General features: G+C 49.0%; 16 protein-coding genes, 1 tRNA gene and 1 riboswitch. Of the genes, 11 read left to right on the forward strand and 6 right to left on the reverse strand.

From position 1 onward, the window contains the following. Nucleotides 1-8: 8 nt before the first annotated feature. A riboswitch (SAM riboswitch) is annotated at nt 9-108 on the forward strand. Nucleotides 109-193: 85 nt separating this feature from the next. The 9 genes from IPP66_23045 (at nt 194) to IPP66_23085 (ending at nt 10,414) form a co-directional block, all read left to right on the forward strand. Then, on the forward strand, nt 194-472 hold the full coding sequence (locus IPP66_23045) for a hypothetical protein (protein MBK9928155.1): 279 nt from the start codon (nt 194-196) through the stop codon (nt 470-472). A 6-nt stretch (nt 473-478) separates the two neighbouring features. Then, complete coding sequence (locus tag IPP66_23050; GenBank protein ID MBK9928156.1) at nt 479-820, forward strand: hypothetical protein; 342 nt, start codon at nt 479-481, stop codon at nt 818-820. Between the two features lie 6 nt (nt 821-826). Further along, nucleotides 827-1,771 (forward strand): alpha/beta fold hydrolase, encoded by a 945-nt coding sequence (locus IPP66_23055; GenBank protein MBK9928157.1) that lies wholly within the window; start codon nt 827-829, stop codon nt 1,769-1,771. Nucleotides 1,772-1,957: 186 nt separating this feature from the next. Next, a complete protein-coding gene (locus IPP66_23060; protein MBK9928158.1) occupies nt 1,958-2,644 on the forward strand; it encodes a hypothetical protein in 687 nt (228 codons plus the stop codon). A gap of 16 nt (nt 2,645-2,660) precedes the next feature. Then, a complete protein-coding gene (gene metH / locus IPP66_23065) occupies nt 2,661-6,218 on the forward strand; it encodes a methionine synthase (GenBank protein MBK9928159.1) in 3,558 nt (1,185 codons plus the stop codon). A gap of 8 nt (nt 6,219-6,226) precedes the next feature. Further along, entirely contained in the window at nt 6,227-8,077 is a 1,851-nt protein-coding gene (locus tag IPP66_23070) for a bifunctional homocysteine S-methyltransferase/methylenetetrahydrofolate reductase (protein MBK9928160.1), read from the forward strand. Between the two features lie 78 nt (nt 8,078-8,155). Beyond that, nucleotides 8,156-8,926: a type III pantothenate kinase gene (locus tag IPP66_23075; protein MBK9928161.1), complete on the forward strand. Its 771-nt coding sequence runs from the start codon at nt 8,156-8,158 to the stop codon at nt 8,924-8,926. Nucleotides 8,927-8,933: 7 nt separating this feature from the next. Then, entirely contained in the window at nt 8,934-9,887 is a 954-nt protein-coding gene (locus tag IPP66_23080; protein ID MBK9928162.1) for a polysaccharide deacetylase family protein, read from the forward strand. Between the two features lie 251 nt (nt 9,888-10,138). After that, nucleotides 10,139-10,414, forward strand: coding sequence for a zinc ribbon domain-containing protein (locus tag IPP66_23085; GenBank protein ID MBK9928163.1), 276 nt, complete (start codon nt 10,139-10,141; stop codon nt 10,412-10,414). Nucleotides 10,415-10,466: 52 nt separating this feature from the next. On the opposite strand, the gene IPP66_23090 is transcribed toward IPP66_23085, so the two are convergent. Further along, complete coding sequence (locus tag IPP66_23090; GenBank protein MBK9928164.1) at nt 10,467-10,805, reverse strand: hypothetical protein; 339 nt, start codon at nt 10,803-10,805, stop codon at nt 10,467-10,469. A gap of 361 nt (nt 10,806-11,166) precedes the next feature. Between IPP66_23090 and pta the strand changes: the two genes are divergently transcribed. Both pta and IPP66_23100 read left to right on the forward strand, forming a co-directional pair. After that, nucleotides 11,167-13,269 carry a phosphate acetyltransferase gene (gene pta / locus IPP66_23095; GenBank protein ID MBK9928165.1) on the forward strand — a complete coding sequence of 701 codons (2,103 nt, stop codon included), beginning with the start codon at nt 11,167-11,169 and terminating at the stop codon, nt 13,267-13,269. A gap of 6 nt (nt 13,270-13,275) precedes the next feature. Further along, a complete protein-coding gene (locus IPP66_23100; GenBank protein MBK9928166.1) occupies nt 13,276-14,484 on the forward strand; it encodes an acetate kinase in 1,209 nt (402 codons plus the stop codon). Nucleotides 14,485-14,636: 152 nt separating this feature from the next. On the opposite strand, the gene IPP66_23105 is transcribed toward IPP66_23100, so the two are convergent. The 5 genes from IPP66_23105 to glpX form a co-directional block, all read right to left on the reverse strand. Beyond that, nucleotides 14,637-15,173: a hypothetical protein gene (locus tag IPP66_23105; GenBank protein ID MBK9928167.1), complete on the reverse strand. Its 537-nt coding sequence runs from the start codon at nt 15,171-15,173 to the stop codon at nt 14,637-14,639. A 163-nt stretch (nt 15,174-15,336) separates the two neighbouring features. Further along, nucleotides 15,337-15,729 carry a zinc ribbon domain-containing protein gene (locus IPP66_23110; GenBank protein MBK9928168.1) on the reverse strand — a complete coding sequence of 131 codons (393 nt, stop codon included), beginning with the start codon at nt 15,727-15,729 and terminating at the stop codon, nt 15,337-15,339. Between the two features lie 43 nt (nt 15,730-15,772). Further along, the gene (locus IPP66_23115) at nt 15,773-16,204 is read right to left on the reverse strand and encodes a hypothetical protein (protein MBK9928169.1); all 432 of its coding nucleotides are present in this window, start codon (nt 16,202-16,204) and stop codon (nt 15,773-15,775) included. Between the two features lie 128 nt (nt 16,205-16,332). Then, nucleotides 16,333-16,405, reverse strand: a tRNA-Asn gene (locus tag IPP66_23120). 177 nt (nt 16,406-16,582) lie between these two features. Next, nucleotides 16,583-17,572 (reverse strand): class II fructose-bisphosphatase, encoded by a 990-nt coding sequence (glpX, locus tag IPP66_23125; protein ID MBK9928170.1) that lies wholly within the window; start codon nt 17,570-17,572, stop codon nt 16,583-16,585. Nucleotides 17,573-17,575: the final 3 nt, after the last annotated feature.

The raw sequence follows: 17,575 nt of genomic DNA on the forward strand, positions 1-17,575 counted from the left end.
TACGGATTTACTCATCCAGAGAAGCTGAGGGACCGACCCTGTGACGCTTCGGCAACCGCTAACGACGGTGCCAACTTCGGCAGACCATATGTGTCTGGGAGATGAGAGATGATATACGCTCTGCGTGTCGCCTCTCATAATGAGAGGCGATTTTATTATCATTCATAGGTTCATACTACAAAGGTGAATGGGAATGAAAAAGTCGTTCATCATTACTTCGATCATTGTGTCAGCCATGTTGCTTCTTACACAGTTACAACCTGCAATCATTTACTTTGCAGGAGCCGTGGCAGGGACCTTCGGTGTGCGCCCTGTATCACATCAATGTTTTGGTCTTGTTGTTACGGAGAACGATCATTTCCCGCCTGGTGAAGTTAACATCACAATGATCCTTTTTCATTTTCGGTATTCAGTCTCACACGAAGATGAACGACCTGTATGTGTAGGCCAGGATATCTGGTACGGAGAATAACATCCTATGCAAATCGGAGAGACACTTTACGTAACAACCCGTGACGACTTTCGCAAATGGCTGATAGCAAATCACCAAGCCAAGAAAGAGATCTGGTTGATTCGTTATAAGAAAGTCACGAAGAAACCGTCTCTTGACTACGTGGAGGCGGTGGAGGAAGCCATCTGTTTTGGATGGATCGATAGCATGGAGAAAGGCATGGATGAGGAACGCTTTGCTTTGCGCTTCTCCCCGCGCAAGCCAAAATCGAACTGGACGAACACGAACAAGGACCGTGCCCGCAAGATGATCGCCGAAGGCAGGATGTCTCCCGCTGGGAAGGCAACTCTGCCGCCTGATGTAAAGTAGGATTCAATGTATCCAAAAAGTTGGCGCTACTATCGAAATTCCATGCTACTCTGGGCCATCTTCATTGCTCTTTTGATGTCTGCCGGCTACGCAATAAGGCATCCAATCTATTGGATCACAGCTTTGTTACTTTGGTTCTTCCTTAATTCATGTAGGCGAGCGTTCCATTTCGCCCACCCAAATAGACGCTTCGGCTGGATGGCCGTGACCAAGTTGGAGTTTCGAGAATTGACGTTCAAATCGCGCGATGGGCTGACTCTGTTCGGACGTTTCATCCCAGCCCGAAATCATGCGACGATCATCCTAGTCCACGGACTGGGAAGCGCAAACAATGACATGCTGGTGTACGCGGAATTCCTCGTCAACGCCGGTTATGGAGTCTTCATGATCGACCTGCGTGCTCATGGAAGCAGTGACGGTGACATATCCACATATGGACTTCGCGAAGCGGACGATGTTGCAGGCGCCGTGGATTACTTGCAAACACGCTTGGATGTGCACGGAGACAAGATCGGCGTCTTCGGTATTTCATTGGGTGCACAAGCCGCCCTGCGCGCCGCCCTGAAAACGGACAAGATCCGTGCTCTGGTTTTGGAAGGACTCGGCCCAATGATTTTCAGCGACCACGGCGGCAAGCCTGACTCTTTGATCCGCTGGATACATTACCCAGCCAATTGGTTATATTATCGTCTTTACGAGTTCATGATCGGCGGAAAGGACTTGGGTGTTTTAGAAGTGATCGGCAAACTTGCACCTCGACCCGTTCTATTGATCGCCAGCGGCGCAAATGACATATACTTCAACCGCCTGTTTTTTAAAGCCGCGCAGGAACCCAAAGAATTATGGGAACTACCCAACGGCGTTCATGGCGGCGCTATTCTGCAAGACCCGAAAGAATATACAAAACGTTTGACAGAGTTTTTCAGGAAAGCGTTGGATGTTCAAAGTTGAAAATGATTTTTCTTCCTCCATTAGAAGTGAGAGTCCGCTTTAGTGGGCTTCGTAGAATAGCCCGACGGTTAAACGTCGGGCGGGCATGACCCACGCACCCACCCCGCGCTGGAAGATGTGCAAGGATTGAAAGTTTGAACTGGAACGATTTTAAAGGATTGGATGTCTCTATGACAGAGGCAAATCATGAATAAACATTACATACAATCCATCCTAAAATTTACTTTGTTGATTGTTACTATCCTTTCAGCGGGCTGTGGACGATCAACTCTTACCGCTTCTCCAGAAACAATGGCGGACACTATTACACCACAGCCATTTAGTACTTCAACTTCCGTACCCACGACTCCAACAATTACAGTAACTCCCTTACCATGTTACTCTTGGACACAAACACCCACGACGGATCTTGAGAAAATCGCAGAAAATTGGTTTCTATCTAACATTCCTCAAATTCCCGAGCGTAGTCTGTATCAATTGGTTGACGCAGGAGAAACATGGAGTGCTATTTGCTATCATTATCAATACTTAATATTGACAAATGACACAATAGCTCAAAGTCCAATAGAGATATCTTTACATATACTTACGCAATCTGCTGGTCAAGATTATTTTTACATAGACAACGTAATCGTTGCGGCTGTAAACAGTGATATTTTAAGAAACAATAATCTTGCGGTTCCAGCTCCCCGAGACCGAAATATTATGACTGTCATTGTGACGGACCCATATATCGATGTTCAAACTGAAAGTCGAATAGATTTTGTCTTTGAAAATGATATTTGGGAAATTAAATGGTGGGGATACAGGTGGAAGTGTATTACTGGTGAAGATATAGAATGGAAGAATACAGAAAATATATATGACTGCTAATAATTACAGGAGCAATATGAATAAAAAATATACAAACAGAAAATACCTCGACGCACTCGAAAAGAAAGTCCTCGTTTTCGATGGCGCGATGGGGACTAGCCTGCAACTGCAAAACCTCACTGCTGAACATTTCGGCGGCGAACAATACAACGGATGCAACGACTATCTCGTCATCTCGTATCCGCAAGCCGTGGAAAAAGTCCATCGCTCGTTTCTTGAAGTCGGTGTGGATGTGCTCGAAACGGATACCTTCCGTTCCAACCGCATCACGATGAAGGAATACGGATTGCAAGACAGGGTAATTGAAATAAATGAGACCGCTGCAAGATTAGCGCGTCGATTGGCAGACGAATACTCGACCGTAGCCGATAGACCATCGACCACTGATGGTCAACGGTCAATGGTCAATGGTCATCCTCGGTTTGTAGCAGGTTCGATTGGTCCAAGTGGCAAGCTCCCCTCCACCAACGACCCCGAGCTTTCCAACGTCAGCTTTGACGAACTCGTGGATACTTTCCGTGAACAAGCTGTTGGTCTCATCAAAGGCGGCGTGGATGTCATCCTCATCGAAACATCGCAGGACATTCTCGAAGTCAAAGCCGCCATCATCGGCATCCACAAGGCTTTCGACGAGACTCAAGTCTATTTGCCGATTCAGGCTCAGGTCACGCTTGATACGACGGGTCGCATGTTGCTCGGCACCGACATCAACGCCTCGCTCGCCATCCTCGAAGGCATGGGCATCGATGTCATCGGTCTCAACTGTTCCACGGGACCCGAACACATGCGCGAGCCCATCCGCATCCTCGGCGAAAATTCCACATTGCCTGTGTCATGTATTCCGAATGCAGGTCTTCCGTTGAACGTTGATGGACAAGCTGTTTATCCGCTCGAGCCCGAACCGTTTGCGAATGACCTCTACGAATTTGTGACCAAGCATAATATTTCTGTTGTGGGTGGATGTTGTGGCACGACGCCGACTCATCTTAAGTTGCTTGTGGACAAGCTGAATCAGACTCCGCCTCCCAAGCGACCGCTTCAATCTACGCCTCAGCTTGCCTCTGCCATGTCAGCGATTGCCATGCGACAAGATCCCCCGCCCACCCTGCTCGGCGAACGACTCAACGCCCAAGGCTCACGCAAATTCAAGCGACTCCTGCTCGAAGAAGATTACGACTCGATTTTGGAGATCGCCCGCGAACAAGTGGACTTTGGTGCGCACGCCCTCGACATCTCCTGCGCTGTCACCGAACGCGCCGATGAAGCCGAGCTCATGCGCAAGGTCGTAAAGAAACTTGAGATGGGCGTGGATGTTCCATTGGTGATCGACACCACCGAACTTGATGTTCTCGAAGTTGCGCTCCAGACCGCACCTGGGCGATGTCTCATCAACTCGACTCATTTCGAAGCAGGTCGTACCAAAGCCGATAAAGTTTTTGCATTGGCAAAAGCACATAATGCCGCGGTCATCATCATGACCATTGACGAAAACGGCATGGCAAAGACCCGTGAACGGAAACTCGAAGTCGCCAAACGCATATACGATGTCGCCGTCAACGAATTTGGTCTCAAGCCTGAAGACTTGGTCTACGACGCTTTGACCTTCACCCTCGCCACAGGCGACCAGGAATTTGTCGACTCTGCCATTGAAACCATCGAGGGCATTCGACTCATCAAACAAGAACTGCCTGGTGTGATGGCTTCGCTTGGCGTGAGCAATTTGTCGTTTGGTTTTGCGCCGCAAGCCCGCCCCGCTTTGAACTCGGTCATGTTGTATCACTGCGTGCAAGCAGGATTGGATATGGCAATCGTCAATCCAGCGCACGTTACCGCCTATGCCGACATCCCTGCCGAAGAAAAAGAACTCTGCGAAGATCTCATCTTCAACCGCCGCGCAGATGCACTTCAACGGTATATCGAACACTACGAAAACGTCACTCCAACAACCGAGTCAACTCTTGCCGATCCCACCGAAGGCATGACCCCCGAACAACGCCTGCACTGGAAGATCGTCCACCGCAAGAAAGAAGGCGTCGAGGCAGATATTGATGAGATCATCAACCGAAGTAGGGACGGGCAGCTGCCCGTCCCTACGACCCATGAGGTTGCCGTTCATACCTTGAACAACACCCTCCTCCCCGCCATGAAAGAAGTCGGTGACAAATTCGGGGCGGGTGAATTGATCCTGCCCTTCGTGCTTCAATCCGCTGAGGTAATGAAGAAGACCGTCTCACATCTCGAGAATTATCTTGAAAAAGTCGAAGGCGTCACAAAAGGCACAGTCGTCATCGCTACGGTCTACGGCGACGTGCATGATATCGGCAAGAACCTCGTCAAAACGATTCTCGCCAACAACGGCTACACCGTCATTGACCTTGGCAAGCAGGTCCCTGCGGAAACAATTATCACCAAAGCTGTCGAAGCAAACGCTACTGCGATTGGTTTATCCGCGTTGCTCGTGTCCACATCCAAGCAAATGCCGCTCATCGTCAACGAACTCCAACGCCGCGGACACAAAATCCCTGTGCTCATTGGCGGTGCCGCAATCAATCGTCGCTTCGGACGTCGAATCCTCCAAACCGAAGGTGGCGATTTCTACGACCCGGGTGTCTTCTATTGTAAAGATGCCTTCGAAGGTCTCGAGACGATGGATCAGTTGATCGATACCAATCGGAAACCCGCGCTCCTCGAACAAGTCCGCAAAGAAGCGGATATGGAACTCGGACGCGCCAGCGCTAAACCTACCAGTGTTCAAACTTTCGAACGTTCCAATATTGTCCCTGCACCTCTTACACTCTCACCTTCCAAGTTCGGTATGCGCGTTGTCAAGAACATGCCACTCGAAATGGTGCTTCAACATCTCAATATCAACGAACTTTATCGCCTCTCGTGGGGTGCCAAGAACACACACGGAGAGGAATGGACCAAACTCAAAGCCGAATTCGATGCGCGCCTCAATACGATGAAGCGCGATGCCATGCGCTACAAGTGGCTCAATCCACAAGGCGTTTACGGCCTCTTCCCCTGTCAGGCTGAGGGTGACAATCTCATCGTCTACAATCCAGAGAATCTCGATGAAGTTCTAACTCGCTTCAACTTCCCGCGTCAACCATACGATGAGCATCTCGCATTATCTGATTACTATGCATCGGTCGAGTCTGGGCAAATGGATGTGGTAGCCTTCCAGGTTGTCACCGTTGGGCAGGAAGCCTCCGAAAAATTCGATAAGCTCCAAGCCGCCAACGATTACACCGAAGCCTACTTCACACACGGACTCGCCGTCCAAGCCGCAGAAGCAACTGCAAATTACTTGCACGAACATGTCCGCCGCGAAATGGGTATCCCTGAAGGGCAAGGTAAACGCTACTCGTGGGGCTATCCCGCAATCCCTGAGTTGGAAGATCATCAAAAAGTTTGGGAGTTGCTACCCGCTGTCGAGAAAGAACTCGGTATCACATTATCGCCTTCCTATCAGTTGATTCCTGAACAATCCACGGCAGCGATCATTGTCCATCACCCACAGGCGAAGTATTACAGCGTAGGTGAATCACGCGTTGAGCAGTTGATGAGATAACAACAAACTTGACAAACAAATTTTTAGAATTACTTTCCTCTCAAACTCTGCTCGCCGATGGTGCAATGGGTACCATGCTCCATGCGCGCGGTGTGGGATTCGATAAATGTTTCGATGAACTGAATATCACCAATCCTTCTGCAGTGGCAGAGATCCACCGCACGTATATCGAGGCGGGAGCACAGTTGGTCATTACCAACACCTTCGGCGCGAACCGTTTCAAACTCACAAAACACGGTTTGCAGGAAGATGTCAAAGAGATCAATCACAAAGGCGTGGAGTTGGCCAAACGTGTCATTGCCGCGTCGTTCAAGGATGTGTTGATTGCCGGGGATGTAGGTCCGCTTGGGGTAAGGATCGCCCCCTATGGGCGAGTCCAGTTGGAGGAGGCGCGTGAGGCGTTTGCGGAGCAGATTCAGGCATTGGCAGATGCAGGTGCAGATTTGATCCTGATCGAAACGTTCAGTGATCTATATGAGATCCGCGAGGCGATCAAGGCAACACGAAATGTATGCGACCTGCCTGTCGTTGCGTCGGTCACGTTTACACGCGATGACCGTACATTGCTTGGGGATAATCCAGCCAAAGTGGCCCGGACTCTCCATGAGACAGGCGCAGATATGATCGGCGTGAATTGCTCCGGCGGGCCTGCACAACTTTTGCGAATTCTAAAGCAAATGAAACAGGCTGTGCCCGATCGCTCCGCGAAGTTTTGGGTGAAGCCAAATGCAGGCTGGCCCGAACAAGTTGGCGGACGCATTATGTACCCTGCAGACGCCGACTACTTTGGCGAGTATGCACTTTCGTTCCGCGATGCGGGCGCGTGCATTGTTGGTGGATGTTGTGGGACGACCCCGCAACACATCGCCACCATGCGCAAAGCCCTTGATACAAACCCGCCCATCGATCAGTCGCATATTGAAATCCTGCCGCAAGAGGAACTTGCTGAAACCGAAAAGGAACAGCCCACCCAGTTCGCACAAAAATTGAACAATGGTGGATTCGCCATCGCCGTTGAAATGGATCCGCCGCGCGGACTTTCAACCCACAAATTACTGGCGGGCGCTTCTCTCTTAGCCGACGCTGGCGCGGACGTGATCAACGTCGCTGATTCTCCGATGGCCCGCATGAGAATGTCCGCGTGGGCAGTGTGTGATGTGGTGCAACGTCAGGTAGGTGTAGAGTCGACGCTCCACTTCCCCACTCGTGGACGTAATCTTCTGCGCGTACAAGGTGACTTGCTTGCCGCACATGCACTTGGCATTCGCAATGTATTCGTTGTGATGGGCGACCCAACTTCGATCGGGGATTACCCCGAAGCAATGGATAACTACGATCTCGTGCCATCCGGCTTGATCAAACTCATCAAGCAGGGATTCAACGAAGGTCTTGACCATTCAGGCACATCCATCGGACAACCTACCAATTTCTTTGTCGGTGCCGCTTTGAATTTATGCCCGCCCGATATGGATAATGAGATCAAGAACCTGCATCGCAAGATCAAAGCAGGTGCCGACTTTTTCCTCACACAACCTGTCTATCATCCGGACGACGGGCCAAAACTACTCGAAGCTTACGAAGCAAAACACGGCAGACTGGATAAGCCCATTCTTGCTGGCATCTTGCCTCTGGTCAGTGTGAGACACGCGAACTTCCTACATCATGAGGTACCTGGCATTACGATCCCGGAAGGAATGTTGAAGCGTATCGAAGCGGCGGGCGAGAACGGAGCCAAAGCCGGGGTGGAGGTCGCTGTTGAGTTGGTGAACCAGCTCAAAGGTTGGGCAGGAGGCGCCTATATCATGCCGCAATTCCACAAGTACGATATGGTCGCTGAGATCATCGAAGCGGTGGGGTAGCAGAAATCCAATAAGGTGAAAGAGGAACGAGTGGTAAAATCCAGAAGCCGTTCCTCTTTTTATTACACAGGGTCCTTTATGCTTCTTACCATTGACATTGGAAACACGAACATCACGCTCGGCCTATACGACGATAACAACATGGTTGCACATTGGCGGCTTGCCACCGATCACGCCCGCATGCCGGATGAATATGGTCTGCAGTTTCAGGGCCTTCTACAAAATGCAAACCATACCGCAAAAGATTTGACAGGCGTCTGCCTTGCATCGGTAGTGCCACAAATCACCAGCCGCGTGATACAAGCTTGCCGTGAATACCTTAATCAGGAACCTTTTGTGGTGGATGTAGGCATCAAGACCGGCATCAAAGTGAAATATGAAGACCCTAAAACCGTTGGCGCCGACCGCATCGCAGATGCCGTTGCTGTCTTGTATCTTTACAAAGGCCCTGCCTGTGTGATCGACTTCGGCACAGCCACAACCTTCAACGCCATCACAAGAGATGGTGAATATCTTGGCGGCGCGATCACAGCGGGCATCACACTTGCCACCGAAGCGCTCTTTACCCATGCCGCAAAACTTCCACGCATCGATCTCCAACGTCCGCCATCCGTTATCGGACGAAACACAACACACGCCATGCAAGCAGGCCTGCTCTTCGGATATGTCAGCATGGTCGAAGGCATGGTCGAACGTTTCCGCAAAGAACTCGGCCCCAACATGAAAGTGATTGCCACAGGCGGGCTTGCTACCATCGTGGCACAGGAAACTGATGTGATCCAGATCATCGCTCCCTGGCTCACCCTCGATGGCCTGCGGCTTCTGTGGGACATCAACCATCCCTTATAGGAACTGAATGAAGAAAATTTTTATAGCATCTTTGGGGATTATTTTTCTATTGGCATCCTGCAATGGAGGAACTTCTCTTCCTCCCACACCTTTCGCCACACCGTCAACAACGCCTCTGCCACCAACGGTCACTGCCACCGTTCAACCGAGCTTTACCCCCACTGAGACTTTTACTCCCCTACCATCCCCCACCCCAACCGAAGCATGGATCGTGCAAGGCCCGGGCGATATTACGGTTCCAGTGATCCTCTATCACCGCATTGACATTTCACCGATAGACAGCCGATATTACGTGCGACCTGAAAAGTTCGAAGCGCAAATGAAGCTGTTGCACGATTGGGGCTATACAAGCATCACAACCTCAATGCTGATCGAAGCGATCAACAACGGAGCCAGCCTGCCGCCCCGTCCGTTCTTGCTTACGATAGATGACGGCAATCTCGATAACTACACAAACGCCTTCCCGATCATGCAAAAATATGGGTTCACTGGCGTGTTGTACCTCGTCGGAAATTACATCGGCGCTCAAGGCTACATGGATGTAGACCAAATCCTTGAAATGCACAACGCTGGCTGGGAGGTGGGAAGTCACAGCATGAACCACCTCGACCTGACCAAGCTCGAACCAGATGCGCTTCGCTATGAGATCGTCGAGTCGCGCGCATTTTTGGAAGACAAACTTGGCGTTCCTGTATTGACCTTTGCCTATCCTTTCGGCTTGTATAACGACGCCGCCATAGACTACATCAAGTTCGCTGGATACATCGGAGCCATGGGCGCCAGCGGATATTCCCCCGCACAGGGAACGTGGAATCTTTACAACCTACAACGTGCTGAGATCAAAGGGAACGAAGACGCGAAAACATTCACTCGCTTTCTGCCGTGGGTAGGAGACACCTCCTTTTTACCGGCAGATACACCCACTCCCAGCCCAATACCGTCACGAACACCCAGCCCGTAATTACACAACATATAAGAGAATGAGATTCTGAAGGGATGACATGGTTTCAAGGCCAGGCATCCATCAGGGTCAAGTTATCGTAACAGTGACCAGCCCAAAGGGAGAAAGAATCGCGCGAGTCCAGATGTATCACACAGTTATTATGAAATACGATAGCGTCATCCGCTAACAGAACTCTTATGTGACTTCCCTTGTCATGCCCCCATCGGCGGGCTATAATGCCGTGCTGTTGATTAGCAAGGAGAAAGAAGATGCCCGTATATACTTATCGTTGTGACGCATGTGGTGTGCAATTCGAGAAACATCAATCCTTCCATGATGAACCATTGAAAACATGCCCGGAATGCCGCAAGAAAAAATTAAGAAAAGTCATCACCCCCACCAAGATCGTATTCAAAGGTTCGGGGTTCTATGCCACTGACCACAAGTCGCCGTCAGGAGACACTTCGCACAAGAGCAAAGCCGCGAAGGAAGAAAGCAAACCTGCCGCAACTGAAACAAAAAGCAGTGAAACCAAAAGTGAGTAAACAACAAAGAGAGAAGCGTATGCTTCTCTCTTTGTTGTCCGATGAATTGAGATCAACTCATCCACGGCCCAACAAGAGCATCGATCGAAATCCCATAGGCCAGTGAATTCCAAAACCGTAAACTGGAAGGCATATCCTTTGCCTTCTGCCAATACCCCGAGAACACAAACAAGGTTGTCACCAGGGCAACGACAATGCGCGCCAGAATAATGTACCAGACGCCGAACACCCAAGGTGACTGACTCTTGATGGCTTCCACGGCCACGCTGTAGATCCAACGCAAGATCACACCCAGGAACACGCCAACGAATACTTGTACTTTGGCGCTCGTATCATCCTGTTGCGTCAATAGTTTGAATCGGACAGCGTCACTAAAGATGAATGATTGCATATGCATCTCCTTTGGTAGACTTGAAAATATTATACGACTATCCACTGGCAACGGCTCACACAAGCTATGATGTTCTGCAAGAATGTGGCAACTCACAGAAACCATCAGCTCTGTTATAAGATATTTCTGTTTCTTGAGACCGTATTACCCATCCCTTACCCAAACGGATAAAAACAGGGTCTGGATGTAAAATTCCCCTATACAACATTATGATATTTATCATATGACAAATCAGGTAAAACTCATTAAATGTATGATTTTCACCACTAACAAACTAGACCCAATAGGCGTAAATTAAGAGGCTAAGTGACTACAAAAAATTGGGTTAATCTCAAAATCGAATAAAGAGGCGCACATATATATGACTAGCTCGTTATACATTACCACCATTGAACCGCGGTGCGGAAAATCCATGGTTTCCCTTGGGATTTGCAACTTATTGCTCCGCAAAACAGGCCGTGTTGGAGTTTTTCGCCCGATCATCAATCAGAAAGTGAATTCCACGGATCGGGATAAAAATATCAACCTGCTTATTCAACAATTTGGTCTCAAAATAAATTACGAGGATACTTTCGCATTTTATGAACAAGATGCCGCCTCCCTATTGGGGCAGGGCCAAATGGATGTCATCATTGATACGGTCATCCAGAAGTACAAAGAGTTAGAGTCCCAGTTCGATTTCATCTTGATCATTGGTTCGGATTTTGAAAGCGAAGAAAGCGCCTTTGGCGTGGACCTCAACGCACAAATTGCAAAGAATCTGGGCTCACCGGTCCTGATCGTGAGCCGTGGCGACATGCGCAAGGTCTCGGAAGTTCAGAATGCGATCCGTGTGGCGTACGACACGTTTATCCACGCTGGATGCGAGGTCGCCGGGCTGATCGTCAACCGCGTGGACCCGGAAAACTTGAACACATTGAGAACCTCACTGCCTGAATACCTGAACGACCAGAACACGTTCATCTCCGTCATCCCTGCCGATGAACGTCTCAGCAGTCCAACGATCCGTGAAGTGGCCGAACAACTGGATGCTGAAGTTCTGTATGGAGAAGAATTTCTCGGTAACCTGGCCTATCATTACCTAATCATCTCAATGAACGTGCGGAATTACTTGCTTCATCTCAAAGAAAATGCCCTGCTCATTACTGCAGGCGATCAGGATGATATTCTGCTCAGCGCGATCCAGGCTCACCAATCCCGCAACTATCCGCGTTTATCGGGCATCATCCTCACCGGTGACTTGCGCCCGCCTGCCTCTGTCCTTCGCTTGATCGATGGGCTACCCGACCTATTCCCTATCCTTTTGGTCAAATGCCCCACGTACGAAACCGCTACAAAAGCAACGGACCTGCGCTCGTATATCACAGCGGACAATCCAAAGAAGATCGAGTTGGGCTTGAAGTTGTTCGAAGAGCATATCGACCTGGCCATTCTTGACAACCTGTTGGGACGAGTGCAACCTCGGGGTATCACGCCGAAGATGTTCATCTTCAATCTTGTGCAAAATGCCAGAGCCAATAAACAGCGCATCGTCCTTCCCGAAGCAACGGATGAACGCATCCTCCGCGCGGCCGACCAATTGCTCAGCCGCGATGTGGTGGACTTGACCTTTCTCGGTAACCCCAAACAAGTGCAAGACCTCATTCACCAGTTGGGATTGAAACACATCGACACATCCCGTCACCCGATCATTGACCCGCAAGCGCCCTATAAGCTGGATGAATACGCACAAGCTTTGTATGAGCTTCGCAAGCATAAAGGTCTCACGCTCGAAATGGCACGTGACCTGATGACAGATGTTTCTTACTTTGGGACGATGATGGTCTTCAAGGGAGATGCGGATGGAATGGTCTCCGGCGCGGTCCACACGACGGCTCATACGATTCTCCCTTCCCTTCAATTTGTGAAAACAAAACCGGGCTTTTCCGTCGTTTCATCCGTGTTCTTTATGGCATTGGACGACCGCGTTCTGGTCTATGGAGATTGCGCGATCAACCCGAACCCCACAGCAGAGCAACTGGCAGAAATCGCCATCTCGTCTGCTGATACAGCCAAAACGTTTGGAATAGAGCCGCGCGTCGCGATGTTGTCCTACTCCACAGGGAAATCCGGTACCGGCGAAGAAGTCGAAAAAGTGCGTAAGGCCACCGAGATCGCGCAGTCCCGCCGCCCAGACTTGATCTTGGAAGGACCGATGCAATACGACGCCGCTGTTTCAAAGGAAGTGGCCGCACAAAAGATGCCCGGCTCCAAAGTTGCGGGGCAAGCCACTGTATTCATCTTCCCCGATCTCAACACCGGTAACAACACATACAAAGCCGTGCAAAGAGAAACGGGAGCCATCGCCATTGGCCCCGTGTTGCAGGGACTCAACAAACCCGTCAACGATCTGAGCCGCGGATGCACCGTGGAAGACATCATCAACACCGTAACCATCACAGCCATTCAGGCACAGAAGGGTTGATCCGATATGAAAATCCTTGTTATCAACGCCGGAAGCTCTTCGATCAAATACCAGCTATTCAATATGGAAACCCAAACCGTGCTGGCTGGTGGTTTGGTGGAACGCATTGGGGAAACAAACGGGCGTATCAAACATAATAACTTCGTCAAAGCCGATGCAAAACCCACGGTCAAGGAAGCTCGCATCCCTTCCCATAAAGAGGGACTCACGGATGTTGTTCAACTATTGCTCGACCCTGAGATCGGCGTGATCGCATCGCCGGATGAAATTCGCGCAGTGGGACATCGCGTTGTGCATGGCGGAGAAAAATTCAGCCATCCAACTGTCCTCGATCAGGAAATCCTCGGCGCAATCGATGCTCTTTCCTCGTTGGCTCCGCTCCATAACCCGGCCAATGTTGCAGGGATCCGTGTGGCCATGGAAATGTTCCCCAACGCCACACAGGTCGCTGTCTTTGATACGGCCTTTCACCAGACCATGCCAGCGTATGCCTATCGTTATGCCATCCCAAACAAGTTTTATGACGAGGATCATATCCGTGTGTATGGATTTCACGGCACGTCACATTTGTATGTCTCGAAAGTCGCGGCAGAGCATCTCGGCAAGCCCCTTGAAAGCACAAACCTGATCACAGCCCACTTGGGGAACGGAGCCAGCATCACAGCCATTGCTGGGGGCAAATCCGTGGATACATCCATGGGATTCAGTCCCCTGCCCGGACTCATCATGGGCACACGCAGTGGTGACGTGGACCCGGCAGTCATCTTCCATCTTGCCAAGTCGCAGAACCTCTCCCCCGCTGAGATCGATGGAATGCTCAACAAACGAAGCGGACTGCTCGGCATCTGCGGCGATAACGATCTGCGTGACGTGGAACGCCGCATGGACGAGGGTGACGAGTCAGCTAAATTGGCTTTCGAGATGTACACGTATCGCATCAAGAAATATATCGGCATGTACACCGCCGCGCTCGGGCGCGTGGATGCGCTCGTCTTTACCGCAGGCGTTGGCGAAAACAGCGACAAGGTTCGGGAAGCTGTTTGTGCAGGTCTCGAAAACCTGGGATACGCTCTCGACACTGCCAAGAACGCAAAAGGCAAATCGGGCAAAGTGACCGAAATTCAAACGGCGGATAGTTCAGCCAAGATATTGATCGTCGCTACGAATGAGGAGTTGGAAATTGCGCTGCAAACGGAGTCGTTGATTAAGGGGTAGGAAGTTAATGTCTATCAACAGATGTACAAAACAAAATTGCCTTCAGCTTTTGACTGAAGGCAATTTTGTTTGTTGAAAAACTATTCAACCTATCGAGTGGATTTAGAGTCAAGTCTTGGTGAAGAATATTTCGGATTTATTCTATATAACCCTCAAAATATTTTGACTTTCCGTAATTCCCCAGTTTTCTCGTTACGTTCAAAGTGCATAGAGCTTACTTTGTCTGCGATGACATCCTCAATAATCTTGATTGCCTTCCTAATAGGAAGTCGTATCAGAACATTCTTTTTTTCCCAATCGGAGCATAGTAAAACTCCAATAGCATTGCCTTCTTCCGAGAATTCCGTGAAAATTACATAAGCATGAACAAACTGGTGAGTTAGTAATTTGAGGGACAGTTCCTTCTCTACTCCCGAATTCAGCTCGAATATTTCGTCAATATCATATTTAGTGTAGTCATCTACAATTTTTCCTTTGTTAGGATAAGTAATGAACTTATACTTTCTCTGACTTGTTCGGTCAGTAAGTTTTCCTGCTTCAATCAATGCTCGAATGCTAAAAAAAGTCAGCATCAATTCTCGCTCAAATAAAACAATTGACCTCTCTGGCCAATAATGTTGATTAAGCCTTTTTCTTAAGGCTCGGACATCTTGCCCTAATTTCTCTTTCCAAATTACTGAATCAATCATAAGCTATTGAATGGTAAGCCAACAACGGCACTGCCTGCCTTCAGGCAGAATAAGGCAAAGCCGATTTGGCGAAAAATTTTCGATGATAGAACAACTTCTTTTTGGGATGTAATTTTCACAAGTCAGGTGTGCCTTTGTTGAAAAGCAATTTTATTAGAACTCATTATGAAAAAACATAAACAACAATGGCTACAATAAGGCAAAGAGTGATAACGATTGCGAAAGAACCTATTTGAAGCATTATGTTTAGAATATTTACACCTGGTAGCCGCGTACCTGCTTTTTCTTCCATTTTCTTGGCTTCCTGAACGTAAATGTAATTCACGATAAGACCAGGGAAAAAGAAAAAGAAATACAAGAAGAAAACAAACACAGCAATTCCAGTATAGCTCTTCATTCTTGCAGTGGAGACTTCAAGATCAATAGGTTTTATTGTTTGGGCAATGCTTACTGCTGGGGAAGAGGTTGATATTGACAAGTTTATTCCACATAACAAACAAAAATTAGAGTTTTCTGGAACAGAAGCTCCGCACTTTGGGCAAAATTTCACTTCCATGTTTGGTATCCTTTCAAGACCAAGGTTAGAAGCACCTAAAACATCAAGAAAAATGCTTGAGTTCTGGCGGTGTATCTACTTCACTTAGAAGCTTGACGACTCTTTCATCATCAAAGTCAATTTTCATCATGAGACTTGAGCCAGGCTGACGAGGCTTATCTCCATATATCTTTTTTATTTCAGTTTTGTCTCGTGATTGAATTGGATAATATTGTACATGGTTCCGCAATGCTAGGTTTGTATCATAAATAAGGGATAGTTCAATAATATTATTGGTGGTCTCTAACCATGTGTGAGGACTGAATTGTCCCCCATAGTTATAAACACCCTCAATAAAAATAGCATCTGGTGGAAGGATTTCAGGATAGTCCAAAAAAGCTCTTACTGCATTAGCAAGGCATTCTCCTAGTCGAGCGTCAAGAATTTCCGCTATTCTCTTTGAGAGAATCCAATCTACCTTTTTGGTCGATTCCACTTCTCATTTTCCTTTCTAATACTTTCATCTAATCCCAACCATAATGCTAACACACCTTACTTTTCCCTCACTATAAAACAAAAAGTGCCTTTCGCACAATGACGAAAGGCACTTTTTTTCTTGAAAAGCTCCTCGACCTGGACTCGAACCAGGAACCTAGCGGTTAACAGCCGCTCGCTCTGCCGATTGAGCTATCGAGGAAGGCGACCGAGATTATACCTTAAGGGATAGAGGTGTCAAGCGGGGAAAATCAATTTTTAATGAGATTTCTGCTCAGCTCTTTTTGCCACAGAGATCACAGAGAGAATGAGTTTTAAGAGCTTTTTCTCAAAGGGCTCAGTGCGCTCTGTGGCTAGATGAACCTGCACAAGTACTATATTAATACTTGATCGCGCTCAACTGCCGCAATTTGTCAACTTGATGTGTGGCAGTGATCTGCCTCACAGTGCCCGTCATGCCGCGCACCACAAGTGAGTCCGTGCTGGCACTATTACCGAAATAACGAACGCCTTTCAGCAATTCACCATCGGTGATACCTGTTGCCGCAAAGAAGACATCCTCCGATGACACAAGGTCATTCATTGTGAGGATCTTATCAAAGTCATACCCTGCTTCGTGACCACGTCGCAATTCATCTTCATCGCGCGCATATAACTTTCCCTGTATCTCACCACCCATGGCGCGCAATGCACAAGCGGCAATGACACCTTCGGGCGTGCCACCGATACCGATCAAAACGTCCACGCCGGAATCAGGCCAGGCGGTCATCAATGCCGCGGCTACATCTCCATCAGGGATCGAGCGAATGCGTGCGCCCGCTTTACGAATCTCAGCAATGACATCATCATGACGCGGCCTATCCAGAACAATGGTCGTCAAATCTTCCACGTCCTTGTGTTTGGCTTTCGCTATCGCTTTGAGGTTTTCAGTAATGGGTCTTTCAATATTGATCTTGCCTTTTGCTTCTGGCCCCACAGCAAGCTTGTTCATATACACAAATGGACCGGGGTTGAACATCGTCCCACGTGGGGCAATGGCAACTGTTGCCAGTGCATTCGAGCGGCCAAAGGCCAAAGGGCGAGTCCCGTCAATGGGGTCCACCGCAACATCCACATCGGGGCTTGAACCGTTTCCTACATTTTCCCCGTTGTACAACATCGGAGCGTTATCCTTCTCCCCCTCCCCGATCACAATGATCCCATTCATATCCACGGTTTGGAGGACGATCCGCATCGCATTCACTGCGGCCTGATCCGCCGCCTCTTTATCTCCGCGCCCCATAAAGCGACCAGAGGCCAACGCAGCCGCCTCTGTCACACGTGCAAGTTCAAGTGCCAGGTTTCGAGTGGGGTCGTTCTTGATGCCCATACG

This window comes from Candidatus Defluviilinea proxima, from assembly GCA_016721115.1.
GTDB lineage: Bacteria > Chloroflexota > Anaerolineae > Anaerolineales > Villigracilaceae > Defluviilinea > Defluviilinea proxima.